The following is an 18,256-nucleotide window of genomic DNA, read 5'->3' as shown; positions in this document are numbered from 1 at the left end:
GGCCGGGCGATGTGCGGTGCGTTTGCTTCGCAAGCAGTGAAGGTGGTCGAATGCTGTGCCGATTGAACGTCGAACGATGTTGCGCGACCGTGGGGGGTATCGGGAATGCTGGGCCGTTGGCTGGGGAACCGCAGGAACGCACGACGGGGCGGTCCCCTCTCGGCGATGACGGTGCCCCCGTCCGCCGGAGCGCTCAGCTGCCGGGTGCTCGACGTGGTGAACGAGCCCGTGGGAAGGGCCGAGTTGACGGTCACCGACCCCGCCGGGCGCGTGGTGGTGAGCGGCGGCACCGATCCGTACGGACAGTTCGTGGCGACGGTGCCGGCGGGCGAGTACCGGATGGCCGTGGCCGCGGAGGGCTACACGCCGTACCGGGGGAGCGCGACGGTGGGCGAGGGGGCGCACGCATCGGTCGGTGACGTGCTGCTCCAGCCCGCACCGCCCCAGCCCCTGCCCGTGGCCGGTGACTGGACGGTCGAACCCGCGCACTCCTCCATCGGGTTCACCGCACGGCACATCGGAATGGCCCGGATCCACGGGCGGTTCAACACCTTCGCGGGCGCGCTGCGGATCGGCGAACGGATGGAGGAGTCCGCGCTGCACGTGGTGATCGACGCCGCGTCCATCGACACCAACGTCCGGATGCGCGACGACCACTTGCGGTCGGCGGACTTCCTCGACGTCGAACGCTTCCCGACCCTGGAGTTCTACAGCGACCGCTTCGCGCACCGGGGCGGCAACCGCTGGAACGTCACGGGAGCGCTGTCGTTGCACGGCGTGACGCGGACGGTGACGCTCGACACGGAGTACCTGGGCCTCGGCAACGGCATGGAGGGCGAGCCGCGGGCCGCTTGCCGGGCGGTCACCGAACTGCACCGCGACGACTTCACGATCACCTGGCAGACAATGCTCGCCCGCGGGATCGCCGTGGTCGGACCCAGCATCGAGATCACGCTCGACATCCAGATCGTCCCCAAGGGCTGACCACCCGACCCCGCCCCGCGGGACGCCGACGATCCCGTCCGCGACCGTGCCGGACAATGACGGGGTGAGCGATGTGAGACACGTACTGGTGCTGCCCGACCGGGACGCCGCCGAGGAAGCCGCCGAGGCGCTGCGCGACCGGTTCGGGGTGCTGGAGGAACCGCAACTCGTGAGGGACGCGCTGGCCGGCGAGGACGACGCCGAGGACGCGCAGTGGCTGGTGGTGGTGGAGGACCCGCAGGGCCGCCTCGACCCGCGGGGGCTGGATGACTTCGCCGCCGAGTGGGAGGGCTGGCGGGAGGAGCCCTAGCCGGCGCGGGCGGTGTCCACCGGGTGCGTGCGGTTCGTGCACCGGAACCGACCTTTAGGACGAAAACTGACCTAGATGGGCTCTAGCGTGATCAACACGTTGTGGCGCTCGCACCCCAGGAGGCAGTCAGATGTCCGTCAAGCCGGTTCCCCAGGGCTACACCACCGTGACGCCGTGGATCATCTCCCGCGACACACGGCAACTCATCGACTTCATGACGCGGGCCTTCCACGCGGAGGAGCTCTCCTGCCTCACCGACGAGGACGGGCCCGTCCAGCACGCCGAGGTGCGGATCGGTGACGCGGTGGTCATGATGTTCGACGCGCGGCCGGAGTGGCCGCCGACCCCCGGCTTCCTCCGTCTCTACGTCGAGGACGCGGACGCGGTGCACCGGCGCGCGGTCGAGGCCGGCGGGACCTCGGTCACCGAGGTCACCCACCTGTTCTTCGGCGACCGGGTCGGTCGGGTGCGCGATCCGCTGGGCAACCTGTACTGGATCCAGACCCGGGTGGAGGAGCCGAGCCCGCAGGAGATCGAACGCCGCCTCGGTGACCCGGAGTTCACCCGGGCCATGGAGTACGTCCAGAGCGCCGACTTCTTCCCCGGCACCCGCCCCGCTCCGGCCCTGTGACCTGGGTCGGCGTCGCCCCGGCGAGGCCGACCGCGCCCGCCCGGGTCAGGACAGGGAGGTCGGCCGGCGCGGCGGGGGCACCGCGCCGAGCAGTTCCCACAGGGGTGTCGACCCGCCGGCCCAGCGGGCGAGGAGGGAACGGTCGACGAGGTGGAGCCGCTGGGAACGGGCGAAGTCGACGGCGTTGCCGGTGAAGCGACCGTTGGTGACGAGGACAACGACGTCGCCGTGGTGCACGGGGCGGCCGGTGCCGTTGAGCACGTGCAGGTCGGGGGTGCCGACCGCGGCCCCGGACAGGCCCGCCCGCCGGTGCTTGCACTGGATGACCCACCGCCGGCCGTACGGGTCGGTCGCCTTCACGTCGGCGCCGTTGTCGCCGGCGCCCCCCACCTGGACGGCGTCCGCGCAGCCGTCCCGGTGCATCAGGTCCCGCACCGCGTACTCGAACTGTCGATGGTGCAGGGCGTCGATCTGCGGCAGGGCGTAGCGCAGTCCGTGCCGGCGCACCCGTTCCCACCGGGCCCGCTCCCGTCGCCGCACGATCCAGAACGCCGCCGCCCCGCCGCCGACGACCAGCAGCGACACGAGGACGAGCGGGTGCGCGGCCAGCCACCGCAGCGCCCCCGTCACCATCACCCACACCACCACGAGGGCGAACAGGGCCACGACCAGGCGTTCGCCGCTGGTTCCCCGGCGCCGTCGGGCGGGCCGACGTCCCGACCGTCCGGCGGTTCGACGGACCGGCCGCCGCACGGGCCCTCGGCGAGGTCGGCGCGGGCTCACCGCTCACCGGCCCCTCGCTCGTCGTTCCCCACCACGGACACCACCCGTCCTCCCCCTCGGCAGCCCCGATCCCGGCCGCACCGTGCTCCCCTGTGTAGCCAGCACGCGACCGCGTCGTGACCGGGTCGCCCGGAGTTGGCGGCAAACCGACTGCCCTGGCCGGAACGGGCCGCCAGGGCACCCACATCGGTACCGGCCCCGAGCACCGGCCCCGAGCACCCGAGCGGAGCCCGCGCACCGAGCACCCGCGCGGAGCACCGGCCGGGCGACCGGACCGCCGGACCGCCGGACCGCCGGACCGCCGGACCGCCGGACCGCCGGACCGCCGGGAGTGTCAGCGGGACGTGGGATGCTGGAGCGTGATGGCCAAGAAGACCGCAACCGACGACCTGCTCGCCCCCCTCACGCTCGCCGTGGGGCAGGAGGAACTGCTGCTCGACCGCGCCGTGCAGCAGGTCGTGGCCGCCGCGCGGGCCGCCGACGCCGACACGGACGTCCGCGACCTCACCCCCGACCAACTCCAGCCCGGCACCCTCGCCGAGCTGACCAGCCCGTCGCTGTTCGCCGAGCGCAAGGTCGTCGTCGTACGCAACGCGCAGGACCTGTCCGCGGACACCGTCAAGGACGTGAAGGCGTACCTCGGCGCGCCCGCCGAGGAGATCACGCTCGTGCTGCTGCACGCGGGCGGCGCCAAGGGCAAGGGGCTGCTGGACGCGGCGCGCAAGGCGGGCGCGCGCGAGGTGGCCTGCCCGAAGATGACGAAGCCCGCCGACCGGCTGTCCTTCGTGCGCGGGGAGTTCCGGACGCTCGGCCGGGCCGCGACCCCCGAGGCGTGCCAAGCACTGGTGGACTCGATCGGCAGCGACCTGCGGGAGCTGGCCTCGGCGGTGGCCCAACTGGTCGCGGACGTCGAGGGCACCATCGACGAGGCGGTCGTCGGCCGCTACTACACCGGCCGCGCCGAGGCGTCGAGCTTCACGGTCGCCGACCGGGCGGTCGAGGGGCGGGCCGCCGAGGCGTTGGAGGCGTTGCGCTGGTCGCTGTCGACCGGTGTCGCCCCGGTGCTGATCACCAGCGCGCTCGCGCAGGGGGTCCGGGCCATCGGCAAGCTGTCCTCCGCGCGCGGGGGGCGCCCCGCCGACCTCGCCCGGGAGCTGGGCATGCCCCCCTGGAAGATCGACCGGGTCCGTCAGCAGATGCGCGGCTGGACCCCGGACGGGGTGGCCGTGGCACTGCGCGCCGTGGCGGAGGCCGATGCGGGGGTCAAGGGCGGTGGCGACGACCCCGAGTACGCCCTGGAGAAGGCCGTCGTGACGATCGCCCGCGCGGCCCGCTCCCGACGCGGCTGACCCCGTCAGGTCCCACACCCTGCGGCCGCGGCGCGGGAAGACGTCGACGAGCGGGAACGCCGAGGACCCCGTACCGGCCGCCTGGGGAAGGCGGGGTACGGGGTCCTCGGATCAAGACGGGTGAGCCGGCACCCGCGTGGCGAACGCAGGCCGCGTGCCGGCCCGGATTGCCGGACGGGAGCGGAAGAGAGGGCCCGCTGGGTCCCCTCCGGCGGTCAAGTCGGTGTGGCGGCGGAACCGGTGCGCGGGCGCGAACGCCTCACGTGCTGGTCCTGACCACGGTGCGTGGACGTGGGGTCAGACCCCACGCGTCACGGTTCAGCCCTTGAGGGCGGCGACCTGGGAAGCCAGGGACGACTTCTTGTTGGCGGCCTGGTTCTTGTGGATGACGCCCTTCGAGACGGCCTTGTCCAGCTTGCGCGCAGCGTCGCGCTGCGCGGCGGTGGCCTTCTCGACGTCGCCGGCGGCGACGGCCTCACGGGTACGGCGGACCGCGGTCTTCAGGGAGGACTTGACGGCCTTGTTGCGCAGCCGAGCCTTCTCGTTGGTCTTGATCCGCTTGATCTGGGACTTGATGTTCGCCACGAATGAGCCTTCACAGGTTCAAGGCGCGCGTTGGGTCGAAGCCCGTACGCGCCGGTGATTTCGTTCTGGGGTGGCGCCACGGACCGGGACCGGGAGGACCGGCCGGAACGGGGTGCCGAGTGGATCACCGGGATCCGGTGCTCCGTGCCGTGTCTCCAGCTGAGAGGGCAGGAGGCACAACGGCCCAGGTTACCAGTCGGCCTCCCGGCGGCCCAAACCGGCCGCAGTGCCCCGCCCGTGGGACGATGGAGGCTAGGTGACGATCCGAGCCGAGGCGTGAGAAGCCTCAAGAGACAGGACCCTGCGTGCCCGCGACCACTCAGCATGTACCAGAGCCCAGCCGTACCGCCCCGGCTCTGATCCGGAATTTCTGCATCATCGCGCACATCGACCACGGCAAGTCCACGCTGGCTGACCGTATGCTCCAGCTCACCGGAGTCGTCGACCAGCGGCAGATGCGCGCCCAGTACCTCGACCGCATGGACATCGAGCGGGAGCGCGGCATCACGATCAAGTCCCAGGCGGTTCGACTGCCCTGGGCGCCGACCGAGGGGCCCGACCAGGGCACCACCCACATCCTCAACATGATCGACACCCCGGGTCACGTGGACTTCACGTACGAGGTGTCACGATCGCTCGCCGCCTGTGAGGGCACCGTCCTCCTGGTGGACGCCGCCCAGGGCATCGAGGCGCAGACCCTCGCCAACCTGTACCTGGCGATGGAGAACGACCTCACCATCATCCCGGTGCTCAACAAGATCGACCTGCCCGCGGCGCAGCCGGAGAAGTTCGCCGAGGAACTGGCGAACCTGGTCGGCTGCGAGCCCGACGACGTCCTGCGGGTCTCCGCCAAGACGGGGGTCGGGGTCGACGCGCTGCTCAACCGGGTGGTCGCCGAGGTCACGCACCCCGTGGGGGTGGCCGACGCGCCGGCCCGCGCCATGATCTTCGACTCGGTCTACGACTCGTACCGGGGCGTCGTCACCTATGTCAGGGTGATCGACGGTCAGCTCAGCAAGCGCGAGCGGATCAAGATGATGTCGACCGGCGCGACCCACGAACTGCTGGAGATCGGCGTCAGCTCGCCCGAGATGCTGCCCTCCGACGGGCTCGGCGTGGGTGAGGTCGGCTATCTGATCACCGGCGTGAAGGACGTCCGGCAGTCCAAGGTCGGTGACACCATCACCAGCCAGCACAAGGGCGCCGTGGAAGCGCTCGGCGGCTACAAGGACCCGAAGCCGATGGTCTTCTCGGGGCTGTACCCGCTGGACGGCTCCGACTACCCGGACCTGCGTGAGGCGCTCGACAAGCTCCAGCTCAACGACGCCGCGCTCGTCTACGAGCCGGAGACCTCCGCCGCGCTCGGCTTCGGCTTCCGCGTCGGCTTCCTCGGGCTGCTGCACCTGGACGTGGTCCGGGAGCGGTTGGAGCGCGAGTTCGGCCTCGATCTGATCGCGACCGCGCCCAACGTGGTCTACCGGGTGATCATGGAGGACCGCACCGAGCACATCGTCACCAACCCGAGCGAGTTCCCCGAGGGCAAGATCGACCAGGTGTACGAGCCGGTCGTGCGGGCCACGATCCTCGCACCCAGCGAGTTCATCGGTTCGATCATGGAGCTGTGCCAGGCCAGGCGCGGCGTCATGCTCGGCATGGACTACCTCTCCGAGGACCGGGTCGAGATCCGCTACACCCTGCCGCTCGCGGAGATCGTCTTCGACTTCTTCGACCAGCTGAAGTCGAAGACCCGCGGCTACGCCTCCCTCGACTACGAGCCCACCGGCGAGCAGAGCGCCCAGCTCGTCAAGGTCGACATCCTGTTGCACGGCGACAAGGTGGACGCCTTCTCGGCGGTCACCCACAAGGACCAGGCGTACGCGTACGGGGTCCGGCTCGTGGCGAAGCTCAGGGAGCTCATCCCGCGGCAGAGCTTCGAGGTGCCCGTCCAGGCCGCGATCGGGGCGCGGGTCATCGCCCGCGAAACGATCCGCGCCATCCGCAAGGACGTCCTCGCCAAGTGTTACGGCGGCGACATCTCCCGCAAGCGCAAGCTGCTGGAGAAGCAGAAGGAGGGCAAGAAGCGGATGAAGATGGTCGGCTCCGTGGAGGTTCCGCAGGAGGCGTTCATCGCCGTGCTGTCCAGCGACGACAGCGGCAAGAGCAAGAAGTAGCGAGCCGGCGGTTCGTTCGACGACGGGCCCGTGGACACGACACCGTGTCCACGGGCCCGTCGTCGTGCGTGGCCCCGTTGGCGCGTGGGGTCCGGTCGGCGGGTGGGACTCGATGGGCGGGATGTCTGCCCGTCACCCGCTTTGCCGTGTCCATACCGATCGACAACTGTGACCAGTGAGGGCATCCGACCCCTTACGCACGGGATCGGTGCGCTCTAACCTGATCACTGCCCGGTAGTTACTAGTGAGTTAAGTACCAGTGAGTTAAGTAGGAAGCCGCCACCCCCCAGTAGCCGTACGTACACAGCCGCAGCGAGCCGCCCGCAGTCGGAGGCACTACGCATTGCCGCGGGCCCGGAGGACGTCGTGAGCGACACACAGAGCCTGATCGAGAACCGGCCGCCCTCGGTGGCCCATCTGTTCCTGGAGCGCGTCGAACGCACACCCGACGCCGAGGCGTACCGGTACCCCGTGCCGGCGGCCTCCGGCACGGGACCCGACGCATGGCGGTCCCTGAGCTGGGGGGAGGCCGCCCGACGGGTGTACGCCATCGCGGCGGGACTGGTCGACCTGGGCGTGGAGCCCGAGGAACGCGTGGCGCTGATGGCGGCGACGCGGGTGGAGTGGATCCTCACCGACCTCGCGATCCTGTGTGCGGGCGCCGCCAACACCACCGTCTACCCGCAGACCAACGCACCGGAATCCGCGTACATCATCGCGGACTCCGGCAGTCGGGTCCTCGTCGCTGAGGACGCGGAGCAACTCGCCAAGGCCCGTGAGTGCCGCGCGCAGTTGCCGGAGTTGGCCCACGTCGTCCTCATCGACGCCGAGGGCCACGAGCCCGACCCCACCGACCCCGAGGGCTGGGTGCTGACCCTCGCCGAGTTGGAGGCCCGGGGCGCCGCCCTGCTGGAGCGGCAGCCGGACCTGGTCCGGGAGCGGATCGCGGCGATCACCGCCGACCGGCTGGCCACCCTGATCTACACCTCCGGCACCACCGGCCGGCCCAAGGGCGTGCGGCTCCCGCACGACAACTGGTCGTACATGGCCAAGGCCATCGCGGCGACCGGGCTGATCAGCGGCGAGGACGTCCAGTACCTGTGGCTGCCGCTCGCCCACGTCTTCGGCAAGGTGCTCATCTCCGGGCAGATAGAGGTCGGCCACGTCACCGCCGTCGACGGACGCGTCGACAAGATCATCGAGAATCTGCCGGTCGTCCAGCCGACGTACATGGCGGCCGTGCCCCGGATCTTCGAGAAGGTCTACAACGGGGTCGCGGCGAAGGCCCGGGCGGGCGGCGCCGCCAAGTACCGGATCTTCCAGTGGGCCGCCGGGATCTCCCGCGAGTACGCGAAGACCAGCCAGGAGAGCTTCCGCCGCACCGGCCGCGCCGACGTCCCCTTCGGCCTGCGCTCCCAGCACAAGATCGCCGACGCCCTGGTCTTCGGCAAGCTGCGCGAGGCGTTCGGCGGGCGGCTGCGGGCCTGCGTCTCCGGCTCCGCGGCGCTGTCCCCGGAGATCGGCTACTTCTTCTCCGGCGCCGGGGTGCACATCCTGGAGGGCTACGGCCTGACCGAGACGTCGGCGGCGTCCTTCGTCAACCCGGGCGGGGCCTACCGCACCGGGACGGTCGGCAAGCCGCTGTCGGGCACCGAGGTGCGGATCGCCGAGGACGGCGAGGTGCTGGTGCGCGGACCGGGCGTCATGGAGGGCTACCACGGGTTGCCCGAACGGACCGCCGAGGTCCTGGAGAGCGACGGCTGGCTGCACACCGGCGACATCGGCGAACTGTCCGAGGACGGCTACCTGCGGATCACCGACCGCAAGAAGGACCTGATCAAGACCTCGGGCGGCAAGTACGTGGCCCCGGCGGAGGTCGAAGGGCAGTTCAAGGCGATCTGTCCGTACGTCTCCGCCATCGTCGTGCACGGCGCCGCCCGCAACTTCTGCACCGCGCTCATCGCCCTGGACGAGGCGGCGATCCTCGGCTGGGCCGGCGACAACGGCCTCGCCGGCAAGACGTACGCGCAGGTGCTCGCCGCACCCGAGACGGTCACCCTCGTCGACGGCTACGTGACGGAGCTGAACCAGGGGCTCCAGCGCTGGCAGACCATCAAGAGGTTCCGCATCCTGCCGCGTGACCTCGACGTCGAACACGGTGACCTGACCCCGAGCCTGAAGCTCAAGCGCCCGGCCGTGGAGCGCGAGTTCGGGCATCTGCTCGACGAGATGTACACGGGCGCGAAGGAGTCCTGAGCCCGGGCGCGTGCGCCGGTCGCCGACGGCGGATCGGCGACCGCCGCACGCGCGCTGCCCGCCCCCGCCCCGCCCGCGCTCCTCGTTCCCGCCCTGTGCACTCCCGGCTCACCCGCACGGGCGACCCTGTGGGCCCGCGGTTCACAGGGCGACCCGGCCGCGCCGCATCTCCCGGAGCATCCGCCCCAGATCGTTGATGTCGGCGCGGAGGTCGGTGGCGGCGTGGTCCCGGCACGGCGGTGCCTGCGCCATCCGGCGCTCGATCGCCGTGAGCCGGTCGACCAGCGCGTCGAACTGCCGCTCCTCCCGGGCGAGCATCCGCTCCAGCAGCCGGTTCTTGCGGTGCAGGTCCAGGAAGACGGTCACCTTGGCGCGCAGCACCCAGGGGTCGAAGGGCTTGGTGAGGTAGTCCGCCGCCCCGGTGGCGTAACCGCGGAACGCGAAGCCCGCATCGGGTTCCAGGCCGGTCAGGAAGATGATCGGCACGTCCTTCGCCGGGTCGAGCCGTCTGATCTGGGCGGCCGTCTCGAAGCCGTCCATCCCCGGCATGTGGACGTCCAGGAGCACCACCGCGAATCTCCGGCGCAGCAGCGCCTTCAACGCCTCCTCGCCCGAACGGGCGCGCACCAGCGGTGCGTTGAGGGAGCCGAGTACGGCCTCCAGGGCCGTCAGGTTGTCTTCCATGTCATCGACCAGCAGGATGCCCGCCCGGTCGTCGTCCACTGCCCCACCGCTCATCGTGACCGTGCCTCGTCGTCCGTCGTCCGTGGTTCCCCGACCCGCCGTTCCGGAACCGGGCCGGGGGCGGGCCGCTGTCGTCGTGGTCCGTGCCCGTTGCGCTCGCCGCCGGCATGTGCGCGTATCCGGGTACGCCGTTCGTCGTAGGGCGACGTCCCCGGTGCGCGTGAGAACCCTCATCCCGAAGGGTGCGGGCCACTCCGCCGTTCGGGATGACCCACTTCGGTCACTCGGTGCGTACGGGCGCGGTCAGTCTGTCACTCTGTCTCTGTCGCCCGAGGCGCATTCGCCCGAAGTTCCCAGCAGTCGAGGAGTGGAGTCCGTTCCGATGCGACGGGAGAACCGGGAGAACACAGTTCGTGCCGGAGCGCGACGAGCGCGGGGGCGCGCCGGCGCACGCGTGGCGCGCACCTCCTTGCCCGGCAACTCGCTGGCCCCCTCGGCCGCTCGGGTCTTCGCCCGACGCGTCCTCGGGGAGTGGGCCCGCGAGGGCGCGCAGGGCGCGCGGCCGGCCGCGGCCCGCATATCCGACCGTCTGGTGCAGGATGCGTCCCTGCTGGTCAGCGAGCTGGTGACCAATGCGGTGGTGCATGCGGGCACGGATGTGGGGCTGCTCTGCCGGTGGGAGGAACAGCACCCTTTGGAGGACGACGCAGAGGTCGGGGCGGAGGCCCACGGTGAGGTGGCCGTCATCGAGTTCGCCCACCTCACCAACCCCACGGACCCCGTAGACACCATCCGCCCCACCATCGACCGCGCAGAGCAGCCGTCCGAGCCGCACCACCCGGCGTACGCCCTGGAGTGCGCCCCGGACGACGTCGACCCGGCGCTCCACGCGGAAACGGAACCCGTGCCCGGACCCGCCCCCGGTCCCGCCACGGACTCCGGTGCCCTCGTCATCGAGGTCTCCGACCAGCACCCCGCCCGCCCCATCAACGGCGCCCCCGCCGCCCGCAGCAGCGACGCGCCCGAGTACGGCCGGGGGCTGCAACTCGTCGCCCGGCTCGCCACCGCCTGGGGCGTCACCTACCGGCCCGGCACCAAGACGGTGTGGGCCCGGATCCCCGTACACCCGCGGGGGACCGGCGTCCCGGGTGCGGTGCCGGACGCGTGGGGGTGTCCGGACGAGGTGGTCATGCCCGGCTACGAGGCGGTCGCCGGCTACGGGGTGATGGCCGGCGCGGCACCCGACGGCACCCGCCCCACCGGACCCGGCTGGCCCGCGCCCGGCGGGGCGGACGCCCCAGGTCCGGCGGGCCCCCTGCCCTCCGGGCCGGCGCCCGGCCTTCCGGCGCGCGCCCCCGGCGCGGACCCCGCCGGCTCCTGGACCCCCGGCGGCGACTCGGACTGGGTGGGCCGGGGCGCCCTCTCCTTCCTGGCCGAGGCGTCCGAACTGCTCGCCGGGCAACTGGACGAGGACCTGGTGGCGACGCTCGCGGGCCAACTGCTGGTGCCCCGGCTCGCCGACTGGTGCGCGGTCTGGCTCGGCGACGAGGCCGACGGCTCCGGACCCGGCACCGGTACCCCACCAGGCGGCGGCCCCCGGCTGGCCCGGGTGTGGCACGGCAGCGAGGAGCGGATCGAGGAGCTGCGCCGCGTCCTGGAGAAGGAACCGCCGCTGCCCACCGAGGACCCGGCGCGCTCCGGGGCGGTCCCCGTGAGCTGGCCCGGCGCCTCGTTCGGGGCGGACGAACCCTCGGGGGCCTGTGTGGCGTTCGGGCTGGTCGCGGGCGGTAGACCGCTGGGCACCCTGCTGATCGGGCGCTCCGGACTGCTGAGGTTCCCCGATGAGGTGACCGGGCTCGTCGAGGACTTCTGCCGCCGGGTCGCGCTGGCGATCGGCGCGGCCCGCCAGTACGCCCGGCAGGCCACCATCAGCCGGGTCCTCCAGCGCGGACTGCTGCCCAGCTCGGTCGCGGAGATCCCCGGGATGCGCAGTGCCCTGGTCTACGAACCCCGGGAGCGCGGCGGGCCCGGCGGCGACTTCTACGACGTGTTCCCGGCCGGGCGGGGCCGCTGGTGCTTCGCGCTGGGCGACGTCCAGGGCAAGGGCCCCGAGGCGGCGGTCGTGGTCGGACTCGCCCGGCCCTGGCTGCGTCTGCTGGCCCGCGAGGGCTACGCGGTGGGCGAGGTGCTGGACCGGCTCAACCAGCTGCTCCTGGACGATGCGACGGAAGCCGCCGAGGCCGGGGCGCGGGCGCTCGCCGGGGCGGAGGGCGGCCCGCTGTCGGCGGAGGGCTTCATGCCCCGGTTCCTCTCCACGCTGTACGGGGAACTGGTGCCGACGGCGGACGGGGTCCGGTGCACCCTCGCGTCCGCCGGCCACCCGCTGCCGCTGGTGCTGCGCCCCGACGGGGAGGTGTGCGTCGTCGCCGGGTCCCAGATGCTGCTGGGCGTGGTCGAGGACGTCACGTACCGCGCCGAGTCCTTCGACCTGGCACCGGGGGACACCCTGCTGTGCGTGACCGACGGGGTCACCGAGCGCCGGGCGGGGCGGCGCCAGTTCGACGACGGCGAGGGGCTCGCGGTGGCCCTCTCCGGGTGCGCGGGGCTCTCCGCCGGCGCGCTGGCGGAGCGGCTGCGGCAACAGGTGCACGCCTTCGGTGACGCGCCCCCGGAGGACGACCTCGCGATCCTCGTGCTCCAGGCCGTCTGAGGGCCCGGCGGGGGAACGCGCGGCGACGGGGGACAATGGGAGCATGCCTTCCGTACTTCCCGAGGGCGAGGCCGTGCCCGAAAGCGGGGCGCTGCCCGCCGACGCGCTCGCCGGGGCGGCCGACCGCCCCCTCGGGTTCTATCTCCACGTCCCCTACTGCGCCACCCGCTGCGGGTACTGCGACTTCAACACCTACACCGCCACCGAGCTCCGCGGCAGCGGCGGGGTGCTCGCGTCCCGCGACAACTACGCGGCCACCCTCGTCGACGAGGTCCGGCTCGCCCGCAAGGTGCTCGGGGACGACCCGCGCCAGGTGCGGACCGTCTTCGTCGGCGGCGGCACGCCCACCCTGCTCGCCGCGGACGACCTGGTGCGGATGCTCGGTGCGGTCCGGGACGAGTTCGGGTTCGCGCCCGACGCGGAGATCACCACCGAGGCCAACCCCGACTCGGTCGACCCGGCGTACCTGGCCGCGCTGCGCGAGGGCGGCTTCACCCGGATCTCGTTCGGCATGCAGAGCGCCCGCCCGCACGTGCTGAGGATCCTCGACCGCACGCACACCCCGGGGCGCCCCGAGCGCTGTGTCGCCGAGGCACGGGCCGCCGGCTTCGAGCACGTCAACCTGGACCTGATCTACGGGACCCCGGGGGAGTCCGACGACGACTGGCGGGCCTCCCTGGACGCCGCGATCGGCGCGGAACCCGACCACGTGTCGGCGTACGCGCTGATCGTGGAGGAGGGCACCCGGCTGGCCCGGCAGATCCGGCGCGGCGAGGTCCCGATGACCGACGACGACGTGCACGCCGACCGCTACCTGATCGCCGAGGAGCGGCTCGCCGCCGCCGGCTACGCCTGGTACGAGGTGTCCAACTGGGCCAGGTCGGCGGCCGGGCGCTGCCTCCACAACGAGCTGTACTGGCGGGGCGCCGACTGGTGGGGCGCGGGCCCCGGCGCGCACAGCCACGTCGGCGGGGTGCGCTGGTGGAACGTCAAGCACCCGGGCGCCTACGCGGCGGCGCTCGCCGAGGGCCGGTCACCCGGCGCCGGCCGGGAGGTCCTGGCGGCGGAGGACCGTCGGGTGGAGCGCGTCCTGCTGGAACTGCGCCTGCGCGACGGCTGCCCGCTGGACCTGCTGAGGCCGCAGGGGCTGGCGGCGGCCCGCCGCGCCCTCGCCGACGGACTCCTCGAAGCCGCCCCCTTCGACCGGGGCCTGGCCGTGTTGACCCTGCGCGGCCGGCTGCTCGCCGACGGGGTGGTCCGGGACCTCGTGGACTGACCGTTCCACCCCGCCCGGCTCAGGGCCCGCCCAGTTCCAGGACGAACCGGGCGGCCGACGTCGTGGTGGAGTCGAAGGTCCGGCAGGCGATCACGGCGTGGTCGACCGAGGTCGTCGCCCGGACCAGGTGGAGTTCCGGTGGCCGGCCGGCGGACGTGCGCAGTTCGGCCTCGGCCCAGGTGGTGGTGGCGTTCGTGTCGGTGGTGCGGGTCCGTTCCCCGCTCAGCACCCGGGTGTCCCCGTCCGCGGAGGTGGTGCGCAGCACCGGGACCTCGTCGAGGTCCGCGGTCAGCGTCCCGTCGGAGCCCAGGCTCCACCGGGCGCGGGCGATCCGGTCGGCCGTGTCCCGGGCCCAGTCGGCGCGCGTGTCCCCCAACGGCTCCACCTCGCTCACCCGCACCGTCCGGAAGGTCCGAGCGGCGGTGGGCGTGGGGGTGCCCGTGGACCCCGCGGCTCCGAAGGACGGCAGGCCCGTGGGCCGGGGCGGTGCGGCCGGGGCGGAGCGACTGGGACAGGGCGGGGGGAGGTCCCCGGGCCCGGCCGAGGGGGTGGCCGTGACCTCCGGCGGGCGCGATGCGGTCCCGGACTCCCCGGGGGCGGCCAGCAGACCGACGAGCAGCGCCGCCGCCGGGAGCAGGGCCGCCGTGGCGTGCGCCCCGAGCGGACGGACCCCGTGCTCCGGTCCGCGCCACCCCCACAGCCGCGGCCACCGGCGGGCGAGCAGGGGCCATCCGACGAGGGCGGCCAGCACCGACCACCACAGGGGGCCGCCGGCGAGTTGTTCGTGGGCGAGCGCGAGGGCGGCCCGCACGGCGGCGCCCCAGGTGTCCCACTCGTCGCCGAGCAGCCGGTAGGCCAGGGCGCCGCCGAGCAGGTCGAGCAGGGCCTCGGCGAGCAGCGCGGTCGGCCACAGCAGGAGCAACAGCAACTGGCCGCTTCGCCGTTCGGCCCGCGCGGCGAACCAGCGCCGCATCCGGACCGGCGGGTGGTACAGCCGGGCCGTCCGGCCCCGGGCGTGCCGTTCCACCTGGTCGAACACCCGGAGCAGGGCGGGCCACCCGCCGCCCCGCCCCGCGTACCGGTCGGCGGCCAGCTCGGACGACCACAGCGCGCCGACCACGACCAGCAGCAGCTTGGGCACGGCCAGCACGACCAGGACGACCTGGGCGAGCATCAGGGGAGCGGTCGCGTTCCCGGAGAGGAACAGCAGCGCCACCGGCAGCGCGCCGAACCCGGCCAGCAGGTAGGGCCAGCTGCGCACCAGGGCGGTGAACGGACTGCCGAGCCCGGAGACGTGCTGTTCGCCGGAGCGGAGGTGCCCCAGTTCGTGCAGCAGGACGGCCTCGGCCGCCTCCCGGTCCGCGTCCCACAGCAGGACCAGCGGGCGGAAGACGCCGACCCGGGTGGTCCGCCAGCGGTCCGGGTAGACCCGGGCGAGGGGCCGCGGCTGGTTGCTGACCCGCAGCACGGTGCCGGGTGCGCGTGCGGTGAGGAAGCGCTGCACCTGTGCGTAGACAGCCGCGGTGGCGGGCGGCACCAGCGGATCGTCCGGCGCCATCAGCCCGTACTGCCGCTCGACGACCCGCCGCCTCAGCTGCGGCAGGGCCAGGGCGAGGGCGCCGGCGAACAGGAACACCAGGGGCAGCGACTGGACCAGCGTCAGGGCCGAGACGACCAGGAGCCCGTCTCCGAGGCCGTCCCGCCACTGGGCGAACGGGCCCTGGGCCTGCCGGGCGGCGGCGACGGCCCCGGGCGACTGCACGGCGAGCAGCAGCAGGATCAGCCACAGCCAGGGCGGCGGCCCGAACCGGGCCCGTACCGAACGGGTCGGGTGCGCGGCGGTCATGTGTCCCCGGCCCGGTCCGGGCGGTCGTCGGCCCGTCTGTCGGCCCGTCTGCCGGGGCGGCGGCGCAGCGCTCCGGCGAACCGGCGCAGCGGGCCGCGGCGCTCGGGGGCGGGCGACGGAGCCTCCGTCGCCACCAGGGCGTCGAGGAAGGCGCCCACGTCCTGCGGCCGTCCGGTGGTCAGCAGCCGGGAGACCAAGGCGGCGGTCAGCTCCTCGGCCGTCGCGTCGTCGACCCGGCGCGCCCGCAGCCGCTCGTACATGCGCAGGGCCGCCGCCACGGCCTCGGCGTTCGGGGCGGCTGTGGTTGTGGCTGTGGTTGTGGCTGTGGTTGCGGTGGCGGCTTCGCCCTCGCCTGCTTCGCCCCCTTCGGAACCGTGCGGGCCGTCCGCGGTCCGCGGGCACCGTCCGGAGCGTTCCCGCAGGGCGACGGCGAGGGTGGTCACGGCGACGCCGTTGCTGAAGTACTGACTGCCCAGGGCCGTCTTCAGGGCGTCCGCCGCGTACGCCAGTGCGTCCAGCAACTGCGGCAGCACGGTGGCGAGGCCACCGTCGAGTGCGCCCGGCGCGTGCGCCCCGGTGCGGAACAGGTCCCGGCGGGTCCGGCCGCCGGCGGCGTAGGCCCGGGTGGTCTGGGCGGCCAGCACGCTCTCCTCGGGGGCCGCCCACTGCGCGACGCGCTCGCCCCAGCGGTCGAGCGCGTCGACGCCCACCGCGGGTGCGTCCTGCCCCGGCGGATCGGGCGGTGCGGTGTCCGGCATCAGGAGCTCCCGGTGAACGCGAAGCGGAAGGTGAGGTTGCCGCTCTGCGTGCTGCCCCGCGCGGTCAGGGACAGGCCGCCGGTGTCGAGCCGTCCGCTGAGCGTGGTGCCCGCGCCGAGGGCGTGCGGATGGCCGCCCGGCAGCTGTCCGAGTTCGGGGCGGCAGGCGGCGAGCGGGGTGGGCCAGTTCACCAGGTTCAGCGCCACGGCCTCCTGCGTGTGGGGGTCGGTCAGCCGCCCGCTCAGCCGCCCGGCCGACCAATCCAGGTCCCAGTACGTGAGCAGCAGGTTCGGGTCCCGGGGGTTCCCGGTGAGGTCCTGGCCCGAGGTGGTGCTGACCGCGGCCGACCACATCGACACCGCCCCCGTCTCGGAAGGCTGCCCGACCGCGAGGACCAGCGAGAACGGGTTGTCCTCGGTGAAGCCTCCCCCGGTCCGGGGCCGGCTCAGGCTGAGGGTGCCGGGGAGGGAGTACGTCCGGCTGTCCGCCAACCGGCGCGCCCCGCCCGCGCCGCAGTGGTCGTGGACGTCGACCGACACCTTCGCCGTCCCGCGGTACTCCCGGCCCCAGAGCGCGGCGGCCCCCGTCGGTCCGCTCGGCGTCGATGCGGTGACGGGGGGCGGTGACGGGGGCGCGACGGTGTCCCCGGCCGGGGCGGTCGAGCTCGCCGGGGTCGTGGGGGTGGCGGTGGTCGGTGGGGGAGCGGCGGTCGGGGCGGTCGCCCGGGGTGCGGTGGGCGGCGGTCCGGTGGAGGACGCCACCTCCCCGGAGCCCGTGGAGCCGCCGTCCGACGGGCCCCCGTCCGAGGAACAGCCGGCCAGGAGCGCCGCCGCCAGCAGGGCGGCGCACACCCCGGCCGGCCGTCGTACGCGTCCGGTCCGGGCAGCCGTGCGGACCCTTCCCCCTGGACGTGTCATGACGTCCCCCTCCCCCTCCGGGGCGCGCAGGGGCTCCCCGGGCAGGCGATGGTATAGGTCCCGCGTTGCGCCAACTAGCCTTTTTTGTAGGCTTGTTGTCTATTTTTTGCCTGGATGGGGCACGTGTTTGCGGTGCAGTCGGACGGTCAGCTGAACCCGACGGTCACATGGTCGATGAGGTGCTCGACCGGCCCGAGCAGCTCCGGTTCCAGGTCCTTGTAGCTGTGCACCCGGGACAGGATGTGTTGCCAGGCGGCGCCTGTGTGGGGAGGCCAGCCCAGGGCGGTGCACACCCCCGTCTTCCAGTCCTGTCCCCGCGGCACCCGCGGCCAGGCGGCGATGCCGAGCGCGGCGGGCCGCACCGCCTGCCAGACGTCGACGAACGGGTGGCCGACGACCAGGGTGTGCGGGTCCGTGATCGAGGCCGCGATCCGGGACTCCTTGCTGCCGGGCACCAGGTGGTCCACCAGGACGCCGAGCCGGGCGTCGGGGCCCGGGGCGAACTCCGCGACGATCGCCGGCAGGTCGTCCACGCCTTCCAGGTACTCCACGACCACGCCCTCCACCCGCAGGTCGTCGCCCCACACCTTCTCGACGAGTTCGGCGTCGTGACGGCCCTCGACGTAGATGCGCCCGGCGCGTGCGACCCGCGCCCGCGCCCCCGGTACGGCCACCGAGCCGGAGGCGGTGCGCTGGGGACGGTCGGGGGCCGGGCGTCCGGGGCGGACCAGGGTGACCGGCTTGCCGTCGATCAGGAACCCGCGCGGTTCCATCGGGAAGACCCGGTGCTTGCCGAACCGGTCCTCCAGGGTGACGGTGCCCGCCTCCACCCGGACCACCGCGCCGCAGAACCCCGTCGCGACCTCCTCCACCACGAGGTCCGCCTCCGCGGGGACCTCGGGTGCGGCGCTCTGTTTCTTCCAGGGCGGAGTCAGATCCGCTGAGTACTGACGCATCCCGCGACGATAGAACGCCCGGCGACGGCCCCGCCCCGGG

The 18,256-nt window shown here is 73.4% G+C and carries 15 protein-coding genes; 8 read left to right on the top strand and 7 right to left on the bottom strand.

Annotated features, from left to right (window positions below; all coding sequences use genetic code 11):
* The first annotated feature begins 105 nt into the window (after nucleotides 1-105).
* The 3 genes from ACFYOU_RS06520 to ACFYOU_RS06510 all read left to right on the top strand — a co-directional run bounded on the left by ACFYOU_RS06520 (nucleotide 106) and on the right by ACFYOU_RS06510 (nucleotide 1,925).
* A complete protein-coding gene (locus tag ACFYOU_RS06520) occupies nucleotides 106-984 on the top strand; it encodes a YceI family protein (protein ID WP_389763070.1) in 879 nt (292 codons plus the stop codon).
* A 64-nt stretch (nucleotides 985-1,048) separates the two neighbouring features.
* The gene (locus ACFYOU_RS06515) at nucleotides 1,049-1,294 is read left to right on the top strand and encodes a hypothetical protein (RefSeq protein ID WP_385487569.1); all 246 of its coding nucleotides are present in this window, start codon (nucleotides 1,049-1,051) and stop codon (nucleotides 1,292-1,294) included.
* 130 nt (nucleotides 1,295-1,424) lie between these two features.
* Nucleotides 1,425-1,925 (top strand): VOC family protein, encoded by a 501-nt coding sequence (locus ACFYOU_RS06510; protein WP_391303931.1) that lies wholly within the window; start codon nucleotides 1,425-1,427, stop codon nucleotides 1,923-1,925.
* Between the two features lie 45 nt (nucleotides 1,926-1,970).
* On the opposite strand, the gene ACFYOU_RS06505 is transcribed toward ACFYOU_RS06510, so the two are convergent.
* The gene (locus tag ACFYOU_RS06505; RefSeq protein ID WP_389763066.1) at nucleotides 1,971-2,591 is read right to left on the bottom strand and encodes a restriction endonuclease; all 621 of its coding nucleotides are present in this window, start codon (nucleotides 2,589-2,591) and stop codon (nucleotides 1,971-1,973) included.
* Nucleotides 2,592-3,070: 479 nt separating this feature from the next.
* On the opposite strand from ACFYOU_RS06505, the gene holA reads away from it, so the two are divergent.
* Nucleotides 3,071-4,057 (top strand): DNA polymerase III subunit delta, encoded by a 987-nt coding sequence (holA, locus tag ACFYOU_RS06500; RefSeq protein WP_385487575.1) that lies wholly within the window; start codon nucleotides 3,071-3,073, stop codon nucleotides 4,055-4,057.
* A 318-nt stretch (nucleotides 4,058-4,375) separates the two neighbouring features.
* Here the strand turns inward: holA and rpsT are convergent, their stop codons facing one another.
* Nucleotides 4,376-4,642 (bottom strand): 30S ribosomal protein S20, encoded by a 267-nt coding sequence (gene rpsT, locus ACFYOU_RS06495; protein ID WP_387011084.1) that lies wholly within the window; start codon nucleotides 4,640-4,642, stop codon nucleotides 4,376-4,378.
* Between the two features lie 305 nt (nucleotides 4,643-4,947).
* On the opposite strand from rpsT, the gene lepA reads away from it, so the two are divergent.
* Both lepA and ACFYOU_RS06485 read left to right on the top strand, forming a co-directional pair.
* Nucleotides 4,948-6,813: a translation elongation factor 4 gene (gene lepA / locus ACFYOU_RS06490; protein ID WP_389763062.1), complete on the top strand. Its 1,866-nt coding sequence runs from the start codon at nucleotides 4,948-4,950 to the stop codon at nucleotides 6,811-6,813.
* Between the two features lie 366 nt (nucleotides 6,814-7,179).
* Nucleotides 7,180-9,069 (top strand): AMP-binding protein, encoded by a 1,890-nt coding sequence (locus ACFYOU_RS06485; RefSeq protein WP_391303930.1) that lies wholly within the window; start codon nucleotides 7,180-7,182, stop codon nucleotides 9,067-9,069.
* Nucleotides 9,070-9,210: 141 nt separating this feature from the next.
* Here ACFYOU_RS06485 and ACFYOU_RS06480 read toward each other — a convergent pair whose 3' ends face one another.
* Nucleotides 9,211-9,807, bottom strand: coding sequence for a two-component system response regulator (locus ACFYOU_RS06480; RefSeq protein WP_387008555.1), 597 nt, complete (start codon nucleotides 9,805-9,807; stop codon nucleotides 9,211-9,213).
* A 400-nt stretch (nucleotides 9,808-10,207) separates the two neighbouring features.
* Between ACFYOU_RS06480 and ACFYOU_RS06475 the strand changes: the two genes are divergently transcribed.
* Both ACFYOU_RS06475 and hemW read left to right on the top strand, forming a co-directional pair.
* Complete coding sequence (locus ACFYOU_RS06475; protein WP_391303929.1) at nucleotides 10,208-12,463, top strand: SpoIIE family protein phosphatase; 2,256 nt, start codon at nucleotides 10,208-10,210, stop codon at nucleotides 12,461-12,463.
* Nucleotides 12,464-12,506: 43 nt separating this feature from the next.
* Complete coding sequence (hemW, locus tag ACFYOU_RS06470) at nucleotides 12,507-13,739, top strand: radical SAM family heme chaperone HemW (RefSeq protein ID WP_391303928.1); 1,233 nt, start codon at nucleotides 12,507-12,509, stop codon at nucleotides 13,737-13,739.
* 19 nt (nucleotides 13,740-13,758) lie between these two features.
* On the opposite strand, the gene ACFYOU_RS06465 is transcribed toward hemW, so the two are convergent.
* The 4 genes from ACFYOU_RS06465 to ACFYOU_RS06450 all read right to left on the bottom strand — a co-directional run bounded on the left by ACFYOU_RS06465 (nucleotide 13,759) and on the right by ACFYOU_RS06450 (nucleotide 18,216).
* Entirely contained in the window at nucleotides 13,759-15,585 is a 1,827-nt protein-coding gene (locus ACFYOU_RS06465; protein ID WP_391303927.1) for a hypothetical protein, read from the bottom strand.
* Nucleotides 15,582-16,343, bottom strand: coding sequence for a hypothetical protein (locus ACFYOU_RS06460; protein ID WP_391303926.1), 762 nt, complete (start codon nucleotides 16,341-16,343; stop codon nucleotides 15,582-15,584). Before ACFYOU_RS06460 ends, ACFYOU_RS06465 begins: the two co-directional genes overlap by 4 nt.
* Nucleotides 16,343-17,260, bottom strand: coding sequence for a hypothetical protein (locus ACFYOU_RS06455; protein ID WP_391303925.1), 918 nt, complete (start codon nucleotides 17,258-17,260; stop codon nucleotides 16,343-16,345). The genes ACFYOU_RS06460 and ACFYOU_RS06455 overlap by 1 nt, the downstream gene beginning before the upstream one ends.
* Nucleotides 17,261-17,406: 146 nt before the next feature.
* On the bottom strand, nucleotides 17,407-18,216 hold the full coding sequence (locus tag ACFYOU_RS06450; RefSeq protein ID WP_391303924.1) for a DUF3097 family protein: 810 nt from the start codon (nucleotides 18,214-18,216) through the stop codon (nucleotides 17,407-17,409).
* Nucleotides 18,217-18,256: the final 40 nt, after the last annotated feature.

The sequence above is a fragment of the Streptomyces sp. NPDC005955 genome, assembly GCF_042871255.1.
In the GTDB taxonomy this organism is placed as follows: domain Bacteria; phylum Actinomycetota; class Actinomycetes; order Streptomycetales; family Streptomycetaceae; genus Streptomyces.
Note: the sequence above shows the minus strand (reverse complement) of the source record. Positions and strands in the feature narration are given on the sequence as shown.

Coding starts and splice junctions, on each gene's coding strand:
- ACFYOU_RS06510 (WP_391303931.1), top strand. CDS start 1,425: ATGTCCGTCAAGCCGGTTCCCCAGGGCTACACCACCGTGACGCCGTGG.
- ACFYOU_RS06460 (WP_391303926.1), bottom strand. CDS start 16,343: ATGCCGGACACCGCACCGCCCGATCCGCCGGGGCAGGACGCACCCGCG.
- ACFYOU_RS06520 (WP_389763070.1), top strand. CDS start 106: ATGCTGGGCCGTTGGCTGGGGAACCGCAGGAACGCACGACGGGGCGGT.
- ACFYOU_RS06465 (WP_391303927.1), bottom strand. CDS start 15,585: ATGACCGCCGCGCACCCGACCCGTTCGGTACGGGCCCGGTTCGGGCCG.
- ACFYOU_RS06455 (WP_391303925.1), bottom strand. CDS start 17,260: ATGACACGTCCAGGGGGAAGGGTCCGCACGGCTGCCCGGACCGGACGC.
- hemW (WP_391303928.1), top strand. CDS start 12,507: ATGCCTTCCGTACTTCCCGAGGGCGAGGCCGTGCCCGAAAGCGGGGCG.
- holA (WP_385487575.1), top strand. CDS start 3,071: ATGGCCAAGAAGACCGCAACCGACGACCTGCTCGCCCCCCTCACGCTC.
- ACFYOU_RS06480 (WP_387008555.1), bottom strand. CDS start 9,807: ATGAGCGGTGGGGCAGTGGACGACGACCGGGCGGGCATCCTGCTGGTC.
- ACFYOU_RS06450 (WP_391303924.1), bottom strand. CDS start 18,216: ATGCGTCAGTACTCAGCGGATCTGACTCCGCCCTGGAAGAAACAGAGC.